Consider the following 20,489-nt stretch of genomic DNA (forward strand, 5'->3'; position numbering starts at 1 on the left):
TAATGGATTTAACAGAAGGAACACCAGAAGAAAAAAGAGTAAGATCTAAAAAGATGATGCTCTGGTTTGGTATAGGGTCGCTTATAATGTCATTTGCTGCATGGGCAAGTGCATTTTTGGTGAGTAAAAAGCAACGTTTAGATAAAGATTGGCTGACTAACTTTGATTTGCCAAGTGCATTTCTTATTAGTATAGCAGTTATTGTACTTAGTAGCTTCACGTTTATATTGGCCAAGAACGCCTTAAAGCGAGGCAATAGACAAATGACCAGCGTTTGGTTAATGACAACATTTGTTCTTGGTTTGGTTTTTATTTTCAATCAATTTGAAGGCTTTAATCAGATAATTGAAGATGGTCACTATTTTACAGGACCATCTAGTAATATTACGGTGACATATATTTATTTTATTGCAGCGGCTCATATTGCTCACGTTGTAGTAGGGCTTGTATGTCTTTTAGTTGTAATTTATAATCATTTTAAACAGAAGTATAGTGCCAACAATATGTTAGGTTTAGAATTGGCAGGTAACTTTTGGCATTTTGTTGATATACTGTGGATTTGCCTGTTTTTGTTCCTTTACTTTTTTAAATAATTATAATATATTTTTTAATACTGTAAATGGTTAATTAGAGTAGCTCTAGACTTAGCTTCAAAATTTACACATTGGTATTTCTAAAGATGAATAAATTGATTATTTTTGTCCAATCTTAAAATTTAAATAATTTCTATGGATTCTACAGTAGCAAGTACTGGCACAGAAGGAAAAACTTGGGGAGGCGGAAATCAACCGCTTAAGGCAAGTTATGGTAAGTTGATGATGTGGTTTTTCATTGTTTCTGATGCACTGACATTTTCTGGTTTCTTAGCAGCTTATGGCTTTTCTAGATTTAAGTTTATAAAAGAATGGCCAATTGCAGACGAGGTATTTACCCATGTTCCATTTTTACATGGACAGGAATTACCAATGATCTACGTAGCATTCATGACATTTATTCTTATTATGTCTTCTGTAACTATGGTATTAGCTGTAGATGCAGGGCATCATATGAACAAAGCCAAAGTTACTTTATACATGTTCTTAACCATTATAGGTGGTGCGATATTCGTAGGGTCTCAGGCTTGGGAATGGGCAACATTTATACAAGGAGATTATGGAGCTGTACAAACTAAAGGTGGAAACATTTTACAGTTTGGCGAGTATGTTAATGTTGATGGTGAAGAGAAGTTTAAGCGTATTTCAATAGATGAATTTGCTGTGTCAATTCCAGATGTTCGTGTTGAGCATGAGCGCAGTAATGGTTTATGGTTTAGAGAAGAAGCGAGTTTGCCACCTTACACTGTTAACGAGATATATACAGGTTTAGCTGCTAATGACAATATTTTAGTAAGAACCCAGATTATTAATGATGAGGGCGAAAAAACAGTACTTTCTAGAGAAGAATCGTTAAAACAAATAAGAGATAACGGGAAATTGGTTGTTAAAGGTGCTAATTTGCATGTTAATGAATACGGAACAGCATTGTTTGCTGATTTCTTCTTCTTTATTACTGGTTTTCACGGATTCCACGTATTTTCTGGTGTTGTGATTAACATTATTATTTTCTTTAATGTTATTCTCGGTACATACGAAAGAAGAGGAAGCTATGAAATGGTTGAAAAAGTTGGATTGTACTGGCACTTTGTCGATTTAGTTTGGGTATTTGTATTCACATTCTTCTACTTAGTTTAAAAAAGCATTTAAGATTCAGTTATGGCACACGAACATAAATTAGAAATATTTAGAGGACTTTGGAAATTTAAGTCTAACACACAAAAGATTTGGGGAGTTTTGGTTTTCTTAACTTTTGTGACTGCTATAGAGGTTGTACTTGGTATTTATAAACCAGACGTCTTAATGAGCGTATGGATTAACCCTATTGAAGGTGGCTTTTTTGCAACCTTGGCAAATATCATATTGTCACCATTCGTTTATATGAAGCCTTTAAATTTAATATTCATTCTCTTAACAATAGTAAAGGCATATTATATTACTTGGGACTTTATGCACATGAGAGATGAAACCAAAGCGTTAAGACGTATGGTGGTTTGGACAGCAGTTTTCTTAATCTGTTATTTAATCTTTATCTTATTGCAAGAAGGTGGTTATGTATTTGATGTATATAATAATGATAAAGCTATAATTAAAAGAGATTTTTAAACTCAAAATATTTACGATAACACTTAGCTTGTTAAAGTGTTAAATAACATATTAAAAGGTGGTTTTTCTAAACCACCTTTTTTATTTTTGCAGTATGGAAATAAGTAAAAGAAAACGCTATATTATTCTGAGCATTTTGTTCTTTTTACCTGTAGCGTTCATTATCATAATGTTGCTCTCTAAAGAAAACTATAATCCTTTAGATGTCGTAAAAGAGAATATTTCTGAATTACCAGCAAACAAAGACAGTATTCAATTAAAAGACCATATTACGGTATTATCCTTTTTGGGTGAAAAACCAATGAATAACTCTATTGCAGCTTTAAATTTAAAGGAGCTGGTATATGACAGAAACAAAGGTTTTAAAACCTTTCAGGTCGTTGTAATGTTACCTCATGAAGCTAAACAAGAAGCTGAGGAATTACTCATGGAAATTAAATCTTACGAAGACTTAAGGTTTTGGCACATGGTATATGCTGATGACTCTGAAATTGAAAGAGTTTTCAATAGTTTAAAATCTGATGTAAAATTGGACAACAACTTGGCTTGCAACTCAGTATTTATAGTAGATAAAGACATAAAACAAAGAGGACGTTTAGACGATAGAACAGATAAAGAGATAGAGAACGAAGAGCCAATTTATGGACTCTATGACTACGATTGTATACAAGTTGCAGAGTTAAAAAATAAAATGGCAGCAGAAGATATGCGTGTTTTGTTTAAAGAATACAGAGACAAGCGCAAAGGGGATTTTGATGAATCTAACAAGAGGCGCGAAAATGAGATAAAACAAAGTGATGAGTAAGAAAACAAATTATTCTTATGTAGGTATTGCATTTGTCATTCTAATCTTTGGAATTATTTTCATTCCAAAGATTGTGGATAGAATAACCAACGACGATATTACTAGAGATGGAATCCGAAGTAAAGATGTTTCCACTGAAGTGAGTTCAAAAAGTACCAAAAGCGATTTAGCATACCTTGAAATTAATGGTCAACCAAAAAAAGTCCCAGAATTTAGTTTTACCAATCAAGAAGGACAAACCATTACCAATGAAGATTATTTAGGTAAAGTTTATGTGGTTGAATTTTTCTTTACCACTTGCCCAACGATTTGTCCTATAATGAATCGTAATTTGGTTGAGGTTCAAAACCATTTTAAAGATTTTAAAAACTTTGGTGTGGCCTCATTTACAATCACTCCAGAGATTGATACACCAGAAGTTTTAAAAGCCTATGCCGACCATTATGGTATTACCAACCCTAACTGGCATTTATTGACAGGAGATGAAGACGCTATTTATAAATTGGCCAACGAAGGGTTTAACCTCTACACGGCCAAGGATGAAACTGTTGAGGGCGGATTTGAGCATTCAGGAAATTTTGCGTTAATAGATAAAGAAGGTTTTATACGTTCTAGAAGAGATAGTTTTGGTAACCCTTTAATTTTTTACAATGGGTTAATTCCTGAAGCTGACGGAGCGGATGAGGATGGAATTCCACAAGAAATCACCATCTTAAAAGAAGATATTGCTAAACTGTTGAAAGAATAACTATGAGTTCAGTTAATTTAGAAAAAGAAAAAAAATACAATAAATGGATCGTAATACTTTCAATAGTAATTCCATTAGTTGTAGCATTATTATTTGGTGTAAAAATAGATATGGAACTTCCTGTGTTTTTACCGCCTATCTATGCAACGATTAATGCATTAACAGCTTTAGTATTGATAGTTGCATTTATTATGATAAAAAAAGGAAAAATAAAACTTCATGAACGCTTAATGAAATTTGCCATAATTTTATCTGTGCTATTCTTGGTAATGTATGTTTTGTATCACATGACAAGTGATTCTACATCGTATGAAGGAGCTTACAGAGGGATTTATTTATTCATTTTAATTAGCCATATAATTTTATCTGTAGCTGTTATTCCTTTTGTGCTGATTACATACGTAAGAGCCATTACCAATAATATAAAGCGTCACAAAAAGATTGCCAGAATCACTTTTCCGCTTTGGCTGTATGTAGCCGTAACAGGTGTTGTGGTTTACATTATGATTTCACCTTTTTACGCATAAGCATGAAACGCAAAGCCATCTTTTTTCTTTTTTCTTGTCTCTTTTTTCTAAAAGGGTCTGCACAATGTGCTATGTGCAGAGCTGTTTTAGAAAGTGGGGAAGATCAATCAGCGGCAGAAGGCATTAATGACGGAATTATGTTTCTTATGGCTGTACCCTATATTTTAGTCGGTGTATTAGGCTACATAGCATATAGGACTTATAATAAATCGCTAAAGCCTAAAAATACAGAAGAAAGTGTGTAACATTTTATGAGCTTTATAGTCTTATTGTTGTCTCATAAATTTAAGAATATAAAGGCCTGTGATAATTAAATTTACTTGTTATTACAGATTTTAATCTTATAGTGTAACACTTTAGCATTTATATAGACAAATAGACATCATGAAAAAATCAACCATAATAATAGTACTTCTTTTAGGGATTTTTGCTCAAGCGCAAAATAAAAAATGGACACTAAAGGAGTGCGTTCAATATGCTTTAGAAAATAATATCTCAGTAAAGCAAAGCGAACTGGATATAGAATTAGCAGAAATAGAAAAGCTCACTGCTAAGGGTAATTTTATTCCGAGCCTTAACTTAGGAGCTGGTGTTTCTGAGAATACGGGTTTAAGTTTCAACCCTATTACCAATAATGCACAGACAACAACATTCCTATCTGCATCTGGAAATATTAATATAGGTTATACTTTATTTGACGGTCTTAGAAATATTAGACAACTACAACGCGCAGATATGTCTAAATTGGCAAGTCAGTATCGTTTAGATAAGATGAAAGATGACATTTCACTTTTTGTTGCTAATGGATATTTAACCGTTATTTTAAATAAAGCCAATTTAGAGGTGTTGAGATCGCAAAATGAAGTGACTCAAGAGCAGATTCAAAGAACACAAGAATTGGTAGATGCAGGTTCATTACCAAGAGGAGATTTGTTAGAAATACAAGCGACCAACGCTAGTGAGCAACAACAAATAATCAATGCAGAGAATAACGTACAGATATCATTGATAAGTCTTGCACAATTACTTTTAATTAAGGATTACGAAAACTTTGATATTGAGGATGAGGGCTATAATATTGTTGATGATGGAGTTGCAAGTAGAGATGTCGAAGAAATTATTGCGGCTGCAAAAGAAAATAGATCTGAAATTAAAATAGCAGAGCAAAATGTAGATTTAGCTGAGATAGACTTAAAAATCGCTAAAGGTGCTAATTTGCCAACTTTAGGTGCGTTTTTTGGATATAATACACGTTATGCAAATACACCAGGATTCATTCAGCAGATAGATCCAGATAACCCTACAGTGACACAACAAATAGGTACAGTCGAAGATACAGGGCAAGCCGTTATCGGAACGTTTCCAAATACATTTCCGGTCGAGGTAGCCGCTGATCCGTTTGTAGATCAATTATATCAGAACGATGGTATTGGTTATGGGCTTCAACTTAATATTCCTGTTCTAAATGGGTTTAATACTAAAGCTAGTGTACAGAGAAGTAGAGTAGGTTTAGAACGTTCTAAATTTCAATTAGAACAGGCAGAGCTGGACTTAGAGTCAACTGTATATCAAGCGTATGTGGATGCCAAAGGAGCTTTAAAATCTTATGAAGCAGCACAATTAGCTTTAGAGTCTCAAGAATTAGCATACAATTACGCCAAAGAACGCTATGATGTTGGGCTAACTAACGCATTTGACTTTAGTCAATCTAAACTAAGGTACGATAATGCAAAAATTGAATTAAACAGAGCAAAATACGATTACATATTTAAATTGAAGGTCATCGAATTATATTTTGGAATTCCTGCAACTGAATTAAAATTTTAATTATGAGTAAAACAGTAAAAATTATCATCGGAATCGTCATTCTTGTACTTATCTTGCTAGTTACAGGATCTAAAATGGGATGGTTCGGAAAAAAGGGAAACTTTAAAGAAGTCACTGTTAAAGAGGTTACTACTATGGATATTGTAGAAACCGTTTCAGCTACAGGTAAGATTCAACCAGAAGTTGAGGTAAAAATATCTTCAGAAGTATCTGGTGAAATCTTAGAATTGCCATTCAAGGAAGGTCAAGAAGTGAAAAAAGGTGACTTATTAGTTAGAGTAAATCCAGATTTAATTCAATCAGCAGTAAGTAGGTCTCAAGCTTCTTATCAAAATGTAAGAGCAGGATTGGAGCAGGCAGAAGCAAACCTAAAACAAGCCAAAGCAGATTACGATAGAAGTAAAACTCTTTTTGAAAAAGGGGTGATTTCTAAAGCAGATTGGGACAGAGCCATTGCAGCTTATGAAACAGCCGAGGCTAATAAAAGTTCGGCTTATTATAGTGTGCAAAGTGCAGCAGCAACCGTAAATGAGGCCAAAGATAATTTAACCAGAACCACGATATATGCTCCTATGAGCGGTACTATATCTATGCTCAATGTTGAGTTGGGTGAACGCGTTGTAGGTACACAACAGATGGCTGGTACCGAAATTTTACGTGTAGCCAATCTGAAAAATATGGAAGTTGAGGTAGATGTTAATGAGAATGACATTGTAAAAGTGAGTATCGGAGACTCTACGATTGTTGAAGTAGATGCTTATCTCAAAAAAGAATTTAAAGGTATTGTTACAGAAATTGCAAACTCTGCGGCTGGTAATTTAGCAGCAGACCAAGTCACAAACTTTAAAGTTAAGGTGAGAATTCTTGAGGAGTCATATAAAGACCTAACTGAAGGAAAACCAGAAACGTATTCACCTTTTAGACCAGGTATGACAGCTACAGTTGACATCATTACTAAAACACGTAAAGATGCTATAGCTGTGCCAATTAGCGCCATCGTTATAAAAACCGATACTAGTGCTACTAAGAAACCTTTTGGTAAATCACCTGAAATGGGAAATAGCGAGACACCAGTAGATGAAGAGAAATTTGAATGTGTCTTTGTCAATGATGGAGGTAAAGCGAAACTTAAAGTTGTTGAAACAGGCATACAGGATGATACCTATATTGAGATTGTTTCTGGCTTGAGTAAAGACGATAAGATTATAACAGGACCATACAATGTAGTCTCTAAAACTTTAAATCCAGGAGATTTAATTGAAGAAAAAAATAATCAAGTAAGCACTTCTGAGGACAAAGAAGAAGAGTAATTTAACAGATATCTACTAATGGCCTTAGTGCTAAACATAGAAACAGCAACTACTAATTGTTCAGTCTCCTTATCTAATGATGGGGAGACTTTAGTTTTAAAGGAAGACAAAAGTGCTGGGTATTCTCATGCCGAAACTTTACATGTTTTTATTGATGAAGTTTTTAAAATAGCGAAATTAAATCCTACTGATATTGATGCCGTTGCAGTGAGTAAGGGACCGGGTTCCTATACGGGTTTGCGTATTGGCGTATCTACAGCCAAGGGTTTGTGTTTTGCTTTAGATAAGCCTTTGTTGGCTATAAACACACTAGAAATCTTAGCACATCAGGTAAAGATTGACAACGGTTACATCATTCCAATGTTAGATGCGCGACGAATGGAAGTGTATTCAGCGGTTTATAATACCAATCTCGATTTGCACAGAGAAATTAAAGCCGAAATTCTCACAGAAGAAAGTTATAGTGAATTGCTAAATGAAAGAAAGGTTTATTTTATTGGCAACGGAGTTGAAAAAACCAAAAGCCTTATAAGCCATCCTAATGCTGTTTTTATTGAAGGTAAATTACCATCATCAAACGAAATGGCAATGCTCTCAGAATTAAAGTATAAAAAAAGCGACACTGAAGATGTCGCCTATTTTGAACCCTACTATTTAAAGGATTTTGTAGCTCTAAAAAAGAAGAGTTAACCTTGCTTCTGTATTTCTACAGTATGCGGATAAGGTATATCAATACCAGCAGCGTCAAGTGCTTCTTTTGTCTGTTCAATGAGATCAAATTTTACAGCCCAATAATCTGGAGTCTTAGCCCAAACCCTAGTGAAAAAATTGATGGAACTATCCGCAAGCTCAGAAACATGAATTGCTGGAGATGGTTCTTTAAGAATTAATGGGTGTCGTTCAATAACACTCATAATTACTTCTTTAGTTTGCTTGATGCCAGAATCATAACCGACGCCAAAAGTAATATCAACACGCCTCATATCTTCAGTGGAGTAATTAATGATATTACCGTTAGATAAACTCCCGTTGGGTAGAATAACCTCTTTATTATCAGGAGTTGTTAGTTTGGTTGTAAAAATCTCAATTTCTTTTACAGTACCAGACTCACCTTGAGCTTCTATAAAATCTCCAATTTTAAAGGGCTTAAAAATCATAATTAGAACTCCTCCTGCAAAATTCCCTAAAGAACCTTGTAGTGCTAAACCTATGGCCAAACCGGCTGCAGCAATTACGGCAGCAAATGAGGCTGTCTCAATACCTACGGTACCAAGTACTATAACTACTAATACGATTTTAAACGTCCAGTTAAGTAAATTAGACAAGAACTTCTTTAAACTTTCGTCATAATTGGCTTTATTCATTGCCTTTCTAATTCCTTTTAATAATAAGCTTATTATCCAAAGACCTATTATCCAAATAAGTATAGCTGCTAATAGCTTAGGAGCGAATTCAATAATAATATTATAGCCTTCGTCAATCCATTTTTGTGTTTCCATATACGTTTAATTAATAGTTAGTTAAATAAAAAAAACTCGGTAATAAAACCGAGTTATTATATAGTTTAATAAATGATTTAGTTGACTTCAAATGTCAATTTTACGTTGACTCTAAATTCAGTGACATCATCACCTTTTACAACAGCCGTCTGTTCGTTTATGTAAACAGATCGTATGTTCTTTACTGTTTTAGAAGCTTCTTTTACCGCTTTTCTTGTTGCATCCTCCCAGCTTTTTTCAGAGTTTGCTAATATTTCCACTACTTTTAATACTGCCATTTTTTATGATTTTAAATTAATTTTTCTATTTAAATCAATATAAGAAAACATAAACGAAATGACGTTAACTAATTGTTAATTGCATCGACGGTTATAGCAGTATCATTGAGCATTTCCCTTAGCATACTTTCAATGCCATTTTTTAATGTAAAGGTAGAAGATGGACAACCACTACAGGCACCTTGAAGCAAAACTTCTACCTTTTTAGTGTTTTCATCATAGGACTTAAACTCTATATTACCACCGTCGCTAGCTACAGCCGGTTTAACATACTCCTCTAGAATATTTACAATATTTTTTGAAGTATCGTCCAGAGCTTCAAATTTCTGCTCAATAGCCTCTTCAGTTTTATTAAGTTGCTTAGGAGCGTCATCATTCAAAATGGTTTTGCCGTCCTCAACATAAGATTTTATAAACTCGCGTAATTGAAGCGTAATTTCTTCCCATTCGATAATATCAAACTTTGTAATGGAAATAAAGTTTTTTTCCATAAAAACGTTTTTTACAAACGGAAACTGAAATAATGCTGTTGCCAAAGGAGAAGGTTTTGCTTCTTCTATGGATGTAAATTCATATAAACCTGGAACTAATACTTTGTTACAAACAAATTTTAAAACACTCGGATTGGGTGTGCTTTCGGCATAAACCGTTACAGCGACCTTGGGTTTTACTGCTTCTTCCGTGACGATAATTCCGCCGTTAGATATGTAATCTTCAATTTGTTTGGCAACTTCATCTTGTACGTCGTTCCATTCAACAATATTATATCGCTCAATAGCCACAAAATTAGAAGCTATATAGACTTTCTTTACAAAAGGTAAATAAAACAACTGTTGCGCTAATGGGGAATGCTTGGCGTCATCAATATTATTAAATTCAAAACTATTGTGATTGGTTAAAAACCGATCAGCTTCAAACTTTAATATCGCTTCGTTAGAAGTTGGAACTATGGTGATTTTTGTCTTTGACATCTTTTTTTTTGCAAAAATATGAAATATCAAGATGAAACGTTCATCTTATATATTATGTTTTGTAACTGAATTCTTAAGTCAATTCATATAATTTGATTAAATTTCGTCCTCATTTACAGAAACGGAATTGAATATAGGTTTTAACACCTGTAAACAATACTGTTAAATGAAGCCTAACTAACTATGAAAAAGATATTTTTTGTTGCGGCCCTAATCGTTTCATTTATTGGATTATCACAAGATCTTTCAATGCAAAATGGAACATTTAACCGCTGTGCGCCAGATAGATTTTTTGATTCTGGTGGAGAATTTGGTAACTATGGTAATAATGAAAATTTTACAACCACCATTTGTCCTCAAAATGCTAATGAGTTCTTAATACTCAATTTTCTACAATTTAGTACACAACAAAATTTAGATATAATAACTATATACGATGGTGATGATACTTCATCTGCGGTATTAGGGACTTGGTCTGGTGTAAATTCACCTGGAACGGTCTCGGCTACAACAAGTAATACATCGGGTTGCTTAACAATAACATTTACAACTAATGGTTCTGGAAATACATTAGGTTGGGAAGCAGAAATCTTATGTGCAACACCTTGCCAGGATATAATTGCCTCTATAGACAGTACCAATCCAGCACCAAATGGCTCGGGTGTTATTGGAATTTTACCAGGAGAATCTGTAGATTTTTCAGGAAGCGCAACGTTCTCTGATGATGGGACCAACGCTACGTATAATTGGGATTTTGGTGATGGTAATTCAGCATCTGGTACAGATGTCTCTAATACATTCGCAACCGCAGGAACTTATTCAGTTACATTAACAGTGACTGATGATAACCCTCAAGGATGTACAGGTGTAGAAACCATTACCGTTTTTGTGTTAGGACCAAATGTTGTCGTAGAACAGGATACATTCACTCCCGAAGAATTGATTGAAGATGTGCTCGTAAATAGTCCTTGTGCTACGGTCTCAAATATTATATCATCAACAGGTGTTGATTTTAACCCTGCAGAACCAAATGGAATTGGCTATTTTTTCAGCAATGGGATTGATTTTCCTTTTGAAGATGGAATATTACTAACCAGTGGTAATGCAAGTAGAGCTAGAGGTCCAAACAATAACTTTTTAGGTGATGGAACAAATGCTTGGCCAGGAGATGCCGATTTAAATGCCCAAATAGCAGGTGTAGATTCTCATAATGCTACTTTTATCCAGTTCGATTTTACTCCCTTGGCCGATAATATCAGTTTTGATTTTATCATGGCTTCAGAAGAATATGATATGGGCGGATTCGAATGTCAATTTTCTGATGCATTTGCATTTTTGTTAACTGATTCCAGTGGCGTTACAACAAACTTGGCGGTACTGCCAGGTACTACAACTCCTATTTTAGTTACTAATATTCATCCAGATAACGGTACGTGTGGTGCGGCTAACCCTCAATTTTTTGGAGAGTATATACCTAATAATGGCCCTCCGATTTCTTTTGATGGTAGAACAACTGTTTTTACAGCGCAATCAGCTGTGACACCTGGTGAAAATTATACTATTAAATTAGTTGTAGCAGACGATAGGGACAATATTTATGACACTGGTGTATTTTTAAAAGCTGGAAGTTTTGATTTAGGAGGTGATTTAGGAGAAGATATTACAATTGAAGCCGGTACTGCCGAGTGTGGCGGTAGTTCAATTACATTAGATACAAGCGTTACTACAGCAACACATACGTGGTATTTGGATGGAGTTGAGATAGCAGGTGAGACAGGCCCAACAATCGATGTGTCAGAAACAGGAACCTATTCTGTCGATATCATTTTTACTGGTGTTTGCCAAGCTTCAGATTCTATTTTTGTTGAATTTAAGCCTAATCCTGAAGTTAATCCAGCTCAAAATTTGTCAATTTGCGAAACCGATGGAACAGCAGAATTTAATTTATCAGATAATGATGACGATATTTTAGGTACACAAAACCCAAGCGACTTTATTATTACTTATCACCTTAGCGAACAAGATGCAATTGATAATGTCGGAGCTCTACCGACAATCTATGAAAATGTAGCTAATCCGCAAATTATATGGGCTCGTATCGCAGATAGTTCCCAAGAATGTTTTGCTACAACCTCTTTTGAATTAACAGTTAGTGGAATAACTATTAATAATTCGGTTACACCTTTACTGGTTTGTGATGATGACGGAGATGGCTTTGCACCATTTATACTAACAGATAGAGACACTGAAGTTATTGGCGCTAACAACCCAAGCGATGTAAATGTAACATATCATCTAACTCAAACGGATGCTGAAACAGATGCTTCTCCTTTACCAATACCTTATACAAATGCAACTGCTAATAGTCAAATAATATATGTTCGTTTAGATTTAATCAATAATCAAGATTGTTACAACGTCACAACCTTAGAATTAGAAGTATTAAATAACCCAGTAGCTAATACGACAACGCCATATGAGGTCTGTGATGATAATTCCGATGGATTTGCAGAATTTGATTTGAGCACAAAGGACCCTGAAGTGATAGGGCCTCAGACTGGTGTCACGGTGACTTATCATGCAACTGAAAATGACGCCATACAAGGTACAGGGGTGCTACCAACACTTTATACCAATATGATAGCGGGAAGCGAAACGATCTATGCTCGAATTGAGAACGCAGCAGGATGTTTTGATACTACGGAGTTACAGTTAATAGTAAACCCATTACCTATAACAACAGCCGTAAGCTCTTACGAACTATGCGATGCCGACAACCCAGGTGATGGACAGGAGCTGTTCGACCTGACCACAAAAGATGCAGAAGTTCTGAATGGTCAAGTAAATGTAACAGTGAGCTACTTTGCAAACCAGTCAGATGCCAACACAAATAGCAACGAAATAATTGGGCTTTATGCCAATATAAGTAATCCACAGGAAATTGTAGCGGTATTGACAAACACTAATACAAATTGCAGTTCGCAATCGACTTTTGATTTAATAGTAAACCCCCTCCCAACCTTGGTGGCACCGACGCCACTTGAGGTATGCGACGACGGTGTGCCAGACGGTTTGACTGAAATCGACCTGAGCCTAAAGAACTCAGAGATCAGTGGAGGCGACCCAGGCTATACGGTGAGCTATTACCTAGACCAGTCGGATGCCGACACTGCGACGGACCCACTGCCGATCCCCTACACCAATATCAGCAACCCACAGACGGTCTTCGTAAGGGTAGAGGACAACGGCACGGGCTGCTACGACACTGTGACCTTGGACCTGGTGGTGGAGCAGGCACCGATAGCCAACACGCCGGAGCCGTTAAGGTATTGCGATCCCGACAACGACGGTTTCGGAACCTTCACCCTCACCGATGCGGACGACGGGATCACGGGAGGAATGCCGGGCCTTACGGTAAGCTACCACGAGACGCTTGCCAATGCGCAGAACGACGCCGACGCGATAGACACGGGAGTTGACTACAACAACATCGTGGTGAACATGCAGACGCTCTACGCAAGGGTGGAGAGCGGGACGATAGCGACGGACTGTGCCACGATAGTGGAGCTGCTCTTGGTCGTCGAGCCGAGCCCACAGATAGAGGACCCAACGCCACTTGAGGAATGCGACGATATCTCGGCCGACGGCTATGCGACGTTCGACCTCACGTCGAAGGACGCTGAGATACTGGACGGCCTTGACGCGATGCAGTACACGGTCACGTACTACGAGACCGAGGCGGATGCCAACGCGCCGAACAATGCGATAGCCAACCCGAACGCCTACACCAACACCGTAGAGGACAACCAGTTCATCTGGGTGCGCGTAGAGGACACCAATACGGTAGAGGGCTGCTATAAGGTAACGACCCTAGAGCTGATCGTCAACCCGCTGCCGGAGCTGTTGCCGCCATTGCCGTTGGAGCTGTGCGACGTGGACAATCCAGGTGACGAGCAGGAGCCGTTCACCCTAGAGGACGCCAATGCAGGGATTCTCAATGGCCAAAACGGCATTACCCTGAGCTATTACGAGACCTTGATGGATGCCGAGGCAGGCACAAGCCCGATAACGAGCCCTTACATAAACACGAGCAACGCACAGACGGTTTACGTAAGGGGAGAGAACGACATCACGGGCTGTTACAGTACCGTAACGCTGACCCTTAGGGTGGATCCCGTACCATCGCCAGAACCGGATCCGGACCCGATAGAGGTCTGTGACGACGACAATGACGGCTTTGCGGAGTTCGATCTAGAGATCCGTACCATAGAGATCACCAACGGTGAGCCCGACGTGGTAATCACCTACCACGAGACCGAGGAAGAGGCCAACCAGGGAGACAACGCCATAACGGGCCCGTACACGAACATAGTGGCGAACAGCCAGATGATCTATGTGCGCTCGGAGAACACGATAACGGGCTGCTATAGCCTGACGCTGAATACCCTAGAGCTGATCGTGGTACCATCACCGGAAGTACCGACGGACATAGCGCCATTGGTGATATGCGACGACGACGACGATGGGACGGCACAGTTCGACCTCACGGAGAGGGATGCCGATATCCTTGGGGCGCAGAACCCAGCCGATGTTGTCCTGACCTACCACGTTACGGCCGCGGACGCACAGGTGGGCAACAACCCGATCATCAATGTGGGTAACTATACCAATACGGCGAACCCACAGACGATCTACGTGCGCCTTTTCAACCCGACAACGGGCTGTCAGGACACGGGCGAGTTTGAGCTTCAGGTGCAGCTGCCACCAGAGCCGGTACAGCCGACACCATTGGAGGAATGCGATGACCTTGGGGAATCGCCAGGGGACGAGATGACGGAATTTGACCTTACGGTCAAGGACGCAGAGATCACGGACGGCAACGGGAGCTGGTCGGTAACCTATTATGAGACCAATGCGGACGCGCAGGCAGGGATGAATGCCATACCAGACCCGACGCAGTACACCAATACCTCGGTAAACGGATTGCCGGCCAATCCGCAGACCCTGTACATAGCGGTGACCGATACGGATACGGGATGTGTGGCCTATACGACGATGACGATAAGAGTACTACCCAACCCAACACCGACACCGAGCGACGAGTTGCCGGATCTGGAGCTGTGCGATGACATCAACACGGGAGATGGAGTAGAGGAGTTCGATTTGACAGCGAATGAAATATTGATACTCAATGGAGAGGCAGGGGTGACACCGACCTACCATGAGACGGCAGAGGATGCCGATACGGGGGACAACCCAATAGCGGACCCAACGGCATATACCAACATAGAAACACCGGAACAACAGATCTATGTAAGGGTGACCAATGACGCCACGGGCTGTTATACTGTTGTGGACTTTACCATAAGGGTCAACCCATTACCGGAAGTGGTGGCGGTAACGGACTTTATCCAGTGCGAGCTCAACACGGACGGATTTGACAGCTTTGACCTGACGACCAAGGACGCGGAAGTGCTAAACGGCCAGAGCCCAACACAGTATACGGTGAGCTACCATGATAATGTGGCGGATGCGGAAGCAGGGATGAACGCCCTTGTGAGCCCATATACCAATACGAGCAACCCACAGCAGATATTCGTGACGATAACGGACACGACGACGGGCTGTTCTATAAGCACGCAGAGCTTTAACCTTCAGGTGGACGAGGCGGCCCAGGCCAACCCTGACATGGGCAACATCGTTTATGAAGAGTGCGACGACAACATGGAAACGGACGGTGACCCTAGCAACGACAGCGTACAGTTCGATCTATCGACACAGGACGCACAGGTGCTCGACGGTCAGGATCCAGCTGACTATATTGTGAGCTACTATGCGACGGAAGCGGACGCGAACCTTAACGTGAACCCGTTGCCGAACCTATACGAAAACATTACCAATCCACAGGTGATCTACGCAAGGGTGGACAACAATACCTTAACGGTCGTTCCCATCGCCTTGGATTTAACGGCCCTGACCACGGGACTGGACCTGGATGCGGACGGTACGGTGGATACTTACGACACGGACGCGGACGGCACCTTTGACCTTATCGATGTGGACGGTGACGGACTGTCGGACGGGATAGACAACAATGCGGACGGGCTGTTCGAGTTTGTGGACGTTGACGGAGACGGAGTGGGAGACCCGGTGGATTTGAACAACGACGGTACGTTCGATAACCAGCAGGACGGTTCGATCTGTTTTGCGGTGGCACCGTTGACCCTTCAGGTGAACCCTTTGCCAGAGTTCGATCTAGACGACAGTTATGTACTATGTATCAACACCAATGGTACGGAGATACTGGATGTACCAGTACTGGACACGGGCCTATCGGACACGGACTATAGCTTTGAGTGGAGCTACAACGGCACGGTATTGCCAGGGGAGACAGGATCGACGCTGACGCCGACCCAGGGAGGCACCTATAGCGTAACGGTGACCGATACGAGCACATCAACGGCAACGAGCTGTACCAATACCGATAGCGCAGAGGTAATAGAGAGCGAACCACCGATGCTGACCGCCGAAGTGGTAACACAAGCTTTTGGGAATAACAACGTTATAGAGGCAGTGGCAACCGGAATCGGCGACTATGAGTACAGCCTTGACGGAGGCCCATGGCAGGACAGCGGCATCTTTGACAACGTCTCCCAGGGAGACCATGTGATAACGGCAAGGGACAGGATAGGTTGTGGGCTGGCCACGGTAACGGTATTTGTACTGGACTATCCGAAGTACTTTACACCGAACGGAGACGGCAACAACGACACATGGAATATCGAGGGCATTGGAAATGGTGCCAAAATTTATATATTTGACCGCTATGGGAAACTGCTGAAGCAGTTGAGCCCGAGTGGGTCCGGATGGGACGGGACGTTCAACGGCAACATGATGCCGACCAGCGACTACTGGTTCACCATTGAGTACGACGAACCGACCAACGGACAGAGAAAGGAGTTCAGAGCCCATTTTACCTTGAAACGATAATAAAGATTATGAGATTAAAAAAGTTTTGTTTAGTAGCATTTACAGCTTTAGTAGCAAATTTTAGTTTTGCCCAAGAAGGAATGCCAATTTATTCGGATTATTTGACGGATAATTATTATTTAATACATCCTTCTATGGCTGGTGTAGCAAATTGTGCTAAAGTTAGATTAACAGCTAGACAGCAATGGTTTGGTGTCGATGATGCACCAAGCTTGCAAACTCTGAGTGTAAACAGTAGACTTGGAGATTCACCAGTTGGATTGGGAGGTATTATATTTAATGACGCCAACGGTTATCATTCTACAGTTGGTGGATATGCAACATTTGCGTACCATTTAATGTTTTCAAGAAACGAAATTGACTTAAACATGTTGTCATTTGGTTTAAGTGCTGGGTTTATTCAATATAAATTGGATGAAACAGATTTTTTAGCACCAGGGGAGTTTGACCAAGCTGTAGCAGGTATTGAACAAAGTGCAACTAATTTTAACGTTGATTTTGGGTTTTCTTATCATTTCTTAGACTTTTATGCACATTTTACTGCAAAAAATATTCTTGATAATGATGGCATTAACTATAATCAAAATGGTGAATTTGAATTTAAGAATTTAAGAACTTATTTAGGTTCTATGGGTTACACTTTCAGCAAGTTTGGAAGTGATTGGAGCTATGAGCCTTCTATTATGTTTATGTATAGAGACGCTACGGAAGAATCTTCAATTGATATTAATGCTAAGGTTTATCGTGAAATGGATTTCGGTAAAGTATGGGGAGGTTTATCATACAGACGAAGTTTGGATGGTGCTGAATTTGCTAGTGGAACAGGTGTAAGTAGTCAAAAATTACAATACCTCACTCCATTTGTGGGAGTTGATTATAATAATTTTGTATTCGCATATACATATTCATACCAGGCTAATACAATTAATTTTAATACAGGAGGTTTCCATCAAATTACTTTAGGGTACAACTTTAACTGTAGACGAGAGAAATATGAATGTAATTGCCCTGCGATAAACTAATAGATTTAAAAAGGCTCAATTTATAAATTGAGCCTTTTCTTTTTTTATCCTAATTCCATATATAGTTTTTCTTATTCGCTTGGGATTTGATAGCCCTTAACATGGCGTTTTCTAATCCATTTTCAGGGCTTTTGGATTGCTTGGCAATATAATCTCTTCGCTTTTGGTTTAAATCGTTAATTGACTTTTGAAGCGCTGCTCGTTCTTTTCGTTTTTTATCAATGTAAGATTTAATTTCAGTTTTTGACTTGCCTTTCAATTCTTCCGGAAGTTGCTCTTCTTTCAAATCATCATACGAAAAACTTTTTTCTGCTTCGGCATCTACCAAATCCCAAGAACTGTTTTTGTAAAATTTAGAACTCTTACTTACAGTCCTACTTACAGCATTTGCTTTGTCATAATCCATGGCATTAGAATCTTGTTCTACCTGTAGTTCCATTTTAGATCGACCTGCTTTTCCGTAAGCCACATAAGTTTTATTTAGTTTTTTATTGAGCTCTAAGATTTTATCATCATAAGGTGATGCCATATGTACTGTAGACTGATTATGGTTTATAGCCATATAATCGCCATGCGTTAAGTCTGCACCATCTTTCCAATAGCTTGAAATTCCTTGACTATAATCACCACAGTAGATTGTATTAACCGTAACATCATTTTTATGTGCCAGTTTTGATGCATCTTTATAGCTGACATCTCCCTGAGTGTAAGGCTCATTTCCGGCAATGAAAATAAACTTTAAGTCATCGTCATTATTTCCCCAATCTAATTGGTTTAAAGCGGTCTGAATAACTTTTCCGCAGTATTCATTGCCACCATTTGTGGTTAAAGAAAATAAGGATTTTGAGATTTCGTCTAAGTCGTCACTAAAAGCAATGACTTGCCTAAGGTAGCCTTCATCTGCATTAAGGTTGTCGTTGCCGTATTCATAAAGTGCTATTTTAAGATCTGGACTTTCCTCTTTACATTTTGCATAAGATAATTCGTTGACAATTTGCCAAAGTTGTGCTTTAGCTTGATCTATTAACCCATCCATACTGTTACTGGTATCTAGTAGAAGTGCCACTTTTATTTCTGGTTTTTCAGTTTTTAAAGTGGTTTCAAGTTTTGTTTCTGCAACTGCAAAATTCTGTTGTTCTTGCTTGGTAGTTGCGTTACAAGCCGTAAAACTTGCAATACTAACCGTAATAACGAGTGTTCTGAATAATGTTTTCATAGTTATTAATTTTTTGTGTTTAATTCTTTTACGTCAATAGTTCCGTTAGGTGAAATGACGTAGTACTTATGATCTATTTTTGTTTTGGTGATAGGCTCCGTTTTCTTTTCTTGAGGCTTTGGTGTGAAAACCAATTTTATATGCATACCTATTTGCACAACAGGTTCTAAAATCGATGGATTTACGACGACATCAAAAGTTTCATAAGTCAGTGGTTGATAATAATAGGAGGTTTGTTTCTTCACTGAAGTCACGCCTTTATTTTTATCTAAAGCTTCAAAAGAAACGCTATTATAGGCTTGGTAGCTTTGGTAAAAATCTTTTGGGAAATAGCAATATTTGTCATCTGCGATAGCAACATCATATTGCGATAGATCAAAACCTAGAATATTGTAGTATGCTTTTTTGTCTTCAATGAGCTTTAGAAGCTGACCCTGTAGATTTTTGTAAACCTCTTGAATGTTTTCAATAAAATAATCCACCTTAACCAAGTTATATACTTCACTTTTTGCACAAGCCTCGAGAATGGCTTCAAATTGATTGGTCTTGGTAAATTGAATATGAATATTCTGTTGCAACTCAAACCCCTTAGGAACTTCAGTATAGGTCTTGCTGAATAGCTTTTTGGTGACTTCAACTTCATAAACAGGTATAAAGGATATGACATCTATGGCGAAATTTTTCGGTGAAATTCCGATAGCATTCAATCTCAGTTTTATGCTATCTACGCGTTGTTTCATAAGTGCATTTGTAGTTTCTGCAGAAGGCCCAATTTGAGATAGATTAAAAATTGCCGTATAAGTTGTAGCATTTACGTTTTGAAGTGCTTTTACATCAATATTTAAAACATTGTTTGCGTGTAGCACTTTATTAATTTGTTGCTGTACCACTGGATTGTAAATAGTGGCATTTCCGGCAGACAAAATATTTTGTCTCGAAATATCTTGTGTAATTTGATTGTAATTCCCTTTGTGCTGAGCAATTGCGGTACTCCCCAAAACAAGAAGCAGTAAAACAAATAGATTGCTTTTTTTCATTATGATTTATTTTTTTTGATTAATGATGCCGTAAAGCTCCATGGAAAAAACAGGAAAAAAA

17 protein-coding genes are annotated in these 20,489 nt (G+C 38.5%); 12 read left to right on the forward strand and 5 right to left on the reverse strand.

The window, feature by feature from the left end:
• The first annotated feature begins 2 nt into the window (after positions 1-2).
• From ACQ65V_RS06885 to tsaB, 10 genes are all read left to right on the forward strand, one after another.
• A complete protein-coding gene (locus tag ACQ65V_RS06885; protein ID WP_430467360.1) occupies positions 3-593 on the forward strand; it encodes a cytochrome c oxidase subunit 3 in 591 nt (196 codons plus the stop codon).
• Positions 594-728: 135 nt separating this feature from the next.
• Positions 729-1,730 (forward strand): cytochrome c oxidase subunit 3, encoded by a 1,002-nt coding sequence (locus tag ACQ65V_RS06890; protein ID WP_155088670.1) that lies wholly within the window; start codon positions 729-731, stop codon positions 1,728-1,730.
• Between the two features lie 21 nt (positions 1,731-1,751).
• Complete coding sequence (locus tag ACQ65V_RS06895; RefSeq protein ID WP_273289556.1) at positions 1,752-2,198, forward strand: cytochrome C oxidase subunit IV family protein; 447 nt, start codon at positions 1,752-1,754, stop codon at positions 2,196-2,198.
• Between the two features lie 94 nt (positions 2,199-2,292).
• Positions 2,293-3,003, forward strand: a complete 711-nt coding sequence (locus ACQ65V_RS06900; protein ID WP_430467361.1) for a hypothetical protein — start codon at positions 2,293-2,295, stop codon at positions 3,001-3,003.
• Complete coding sequence (locus tag ACQ65V_RS06905; RefSeq protein WP_430467362.1) at positions 2,996-3,751, forward strand: SCO family protein; 756 nt, start codon at positions 2,996-2,998, stop codon at positions 3,749-3,751. Before ACQ65V_RS06900 ends, ACQ65V_RS06905 begins: the two co-directional genes overlap by 8 nt.
• A 2-nt stretch (positions 3,752-3,753) precedes the next feature.
• Positions 3,754-4,278, forward strand: coding sequence for a DUF420 domain-containing protein (locus tag ACQ65V_RS06910; RefSeq protein ID WP_430467363.1), 525 nt, complete (start codon positions 3,754-3,756; stop codon positions 4,276-4,278).
• 2 nt (positions 4,279-4,280) lie between these two features.
• A complete protein-coding gene (locus ACQ65V_RS06915; RefSeq protein ID WP_155088661.1) occupies positions 4,281-4,523 on the forward strand; it encodes a hypothetical protein in 243 nt (80 codons plus the stop codon).
• 139 nt (positions 4,524-4,662) lie between these two features.
• Entirely contained in the window at positions 4,663-6,105 is a 1,443-nt protein-coding gene (locus ACQ65V_RS06920) for a TolC family protein (protein ID WP_430467364.1), read from the forward strand.
• A 2-nt stretch (positions 6,106-6,107) separates the two neighbouring features.
• Positions 6,108-7,415 carry an efflux RND transporter periplasmic adaptor subunit gene (locus tag ACQ65V_RS06925; RefSeq protein WP_155088657.1) on the forward strand — a complete coding sequence of 436 codons (1,308 nt, stop codon included), beginning with the start codon at positions 6,108-6,110 and terminating at the stop codon, positions 7,413-7,415.
• An 18-nt stretch (positions 7,416-7,433) separates the two neighbouring features.
• Positions 7,434-8,105 carry a tRNA (adenosine(37)-N6)-threonylcarbamoyltransferase complex dimerization subunit type 1 TsaB gene (gene tsaB / locus ACQ65V_RS06930; protein WP_430467365.1) on the forward strand — a complete coding sequence of 224 codons (672 nt, stop codon included), beginning with the start codon at positions 7,434-7,436 and terminating at the stop codon, positions 8,103-8,105.
• On the opposite strand, the gene ACQ65V_RS06935 is transcribed toward tsaB, so the two are convergent.
• The 3 genes from ACQ65V_RS06935 to ACQ65V_RS06945 form a co-directional block, all read right to left on the reverse strand.
• On the reverse strand, positions 8,102-8,914 hold the full coding sequence (locus tag ACQ65V_RS06935; RefSeq protein ID WP_155088654.1) for a mechanosensitive ion channel family protein: 813 nt from the start codon (positions 8,912-8,914) through the stop codon (positions 8,102-8,104). The two genes, tsaB and ACQ65V_RS06935, sit on opposite strands and share 4 nt — an antisense overlap.
• Positions 8,915-8,991: 77 nt before the next feature.
• Positions 8,992-9,192, reverse strand: coding sequence for a dodecin family protein (locus ACQ65V_RS06940; protein WP_430467366.1), 201 nt, complete (start codon positions 9,190-9,192; stop codon positions 8,992-8,994).
• 68 nt (positions 9,193-9,260) lie between these two features.
• Entirely contained in the window at positions 9,261-10,163 is a 903-nt protein-coding gene (locus ACQ65V_RS06945) for a NifU family protein (protein WP_430467367.1), read from the reverse strand.
• Between the two features lie 183 nt (positions 10,164-10,346).
• Here ACQ65V_RS06945 and ACQ65V_RS06950 point away from each other — a divergent pair, with 183 nt between their 5' ends.
• A complete protein-coding gene (locus ACQ65V_RS06950; protein WP_430467368.1) occupies positions 10,347-17,153 on the forward strand; it encodes a choice-of-anchor L domain-containing protein in 6,807 nt (2,268 codons plus the stop codon).
• 8 nt (positions 17,154-17,161) lie between these two features.
• Positions 17,162-18,175 carry a PorP/SprF family type IX secretion system membrane protein gene (locus ACQ65V_RS06955; RefSeq protein WP_155090216.1) on the forward strand — a complete coding sequence of 338 codons (1,014 nt, stop codon included), beginning with the start codon at positions 17,162-17,164 and terminating at the stop codon, positions 18,173-18,175.
• 49 nt (positions 18,176-18,224) lie between these two features.
• Here ACQ65V_RS06955 and ACQ65V_RS06960 read toward each other — a convergent pair whose 3' ends face one another.
• Positions 18,225-19,391: a vWA domain-containing protein gene (locus tag ACQ65V_RS06960; RefSeq protein ID WP_430467369.1), complete on the reverse strand. Its 1,167-nt coding sequence runs from the start codon at positions 19,389-19,391 to the stop codon at positions 18,225-18,227.
• Positions 19,392-19,396: 5 nt separating this feature from the next.
• Positions 19,397-20,428 (reverse strand): SIMPL domain-containing protein, encoded by a 1,032-nt coding sequence (locus tag ACQ65V_RS06965; RefSeq protein WP_430467370.1) that lies wholly within the window; start codon positions 20,426-20,428, stop codon positions 19,397-19,399.
• Between the last annotated feature and the right edge of the window lie 61 nt (positions 20,429-20,489).

This window comes from Winogradskyella ouciana, from assembly GCF_965284585.1.
Lineage (GTDB): Bacteria > Bacteroidota > Bacteroidia > Flavobacteriales > Flavobacteriaceae > Winogradskyella > Winogradskyella ouciana.

Bases quoted from the DNA above. Each gene is read 5' to 3' on its own strand.
- ACQ65V_RS06885 (WP_430467360.1), top strand. From the start codon at position 3: ATGGATTTAACAGAAGGAACACCAGAAGAAAAAAGAGTAAGATCTAAA.
- ACQ65V_RS06890 (WP_155088670.1), top strand. From the start codon at position 729: ATGGATTCTACAGTAGCAAGTACTGGCACAGAAGGAAAAACTTGGGGA.
- ACQ65V_RS06895 (WP_273289556.1), top strand. From the start codon at position 1,752: ATGGCACACGAACATAAATTAGAAATATTTAGAGGACTTTGGAAATTT.
- ACQ65V_RS06900 (WP_430467361.1), top strand. From the start codon at position 2,293: ATGGAAATAAGTAAAAGAAAACGCTATATTATTCTGAGCATTTTGTTC.
- ACQ65V_RS06905 (WP_430467362.1), top strand. From the start codon at position 2,996: ATGAGTAAGAAAACAAATTATTCTTATGTAGGTATTGCATTTGTCATT.
- ACQ65V_RS06910 (WP_430467363.1), top strand. From the start codon at position 3,754: ATGAGTTCAGTTAATTTAGAAAAAGAAAAAAAATACAATAAATGGATC.
- ACQ65V_RS06915 (WP_155088661.1), top strand. From the start codon at position 4,281: ATGAAACGCAAAGCCATCTTTTTTCTTTTTTCTTGTCTCTTTTTTCTA.
- ACQ65V_RS06920 (WP_430467364.1), top strand. From the start codon at position 4,663: ATGAAAAAATCAACCATAATAATAGTACTTCTTTTAGGGATTTTTGCT.
- ACQ65V_RS06925 (WP_155088657.1), top strand. From the start codon at position 6,108: ATGAGTAAAACAGTAAAAATTATCATCGGAATCGTCATTCTTGTACTT.
- tsaB (WP_430467365.1), top strand. From the start codon at position 7,434: ATGGCCTTAGTGCTAAACATAGAAACAGCAACTACTAATTGTTCAGTC.
- ACQ65V_RS06935 (WP_155088654.1), bottom strand. From the start codon at position 8,914: ATGGAAACACAAAAATGGATTGACGAAGGCTATAATATTATTATTGAA.
- ACQ65V_RS06940 (WP_430467366.1), bottom strand. From the start codon at position 9,192: ATGGCAGTATTAAAAGTAGTGGAAATATTAGCAAACTCTGAAAAAAGC.
- ACQ65V_RS06945 (WP_430467367.1), bottom strand. From the start codon at position 10,163: ATGTCAAAGACAAAAATCACCATAGTTCCAACTTCTAACGAAGCGATA.
- ACQ65V_RS06950 (WP_430467368.1), top strand. From the start codon at position 10,347: ATGAAAAAGATATTTTTTGTTGCGGCCCTAATCGTTTCATTTATTGGA.
- ACQ65V_RS06955 (WP_155090216.1), top strand. From the start codon at position 17,162: ATGAGATTAAAAAAGTTTTGTTTAGTAGCATTTACAGCTTTAGTAGCA.
- ACQ65V_RS06960 (WP_430467369.1), bottom strand. From the start codon at position 19,391: ATGAAAACATTATTCAGAACACTCGTTATTACGGTTAGTATTGCAAGT.
- ACQ65V_RS06965 (WP_430467370.1), bottom strand. From the start codon at position 20,428: ATGAAAAAAAGCAATCTATTTGTTTTACTGCTTCTTGTTTTGGGGAGT.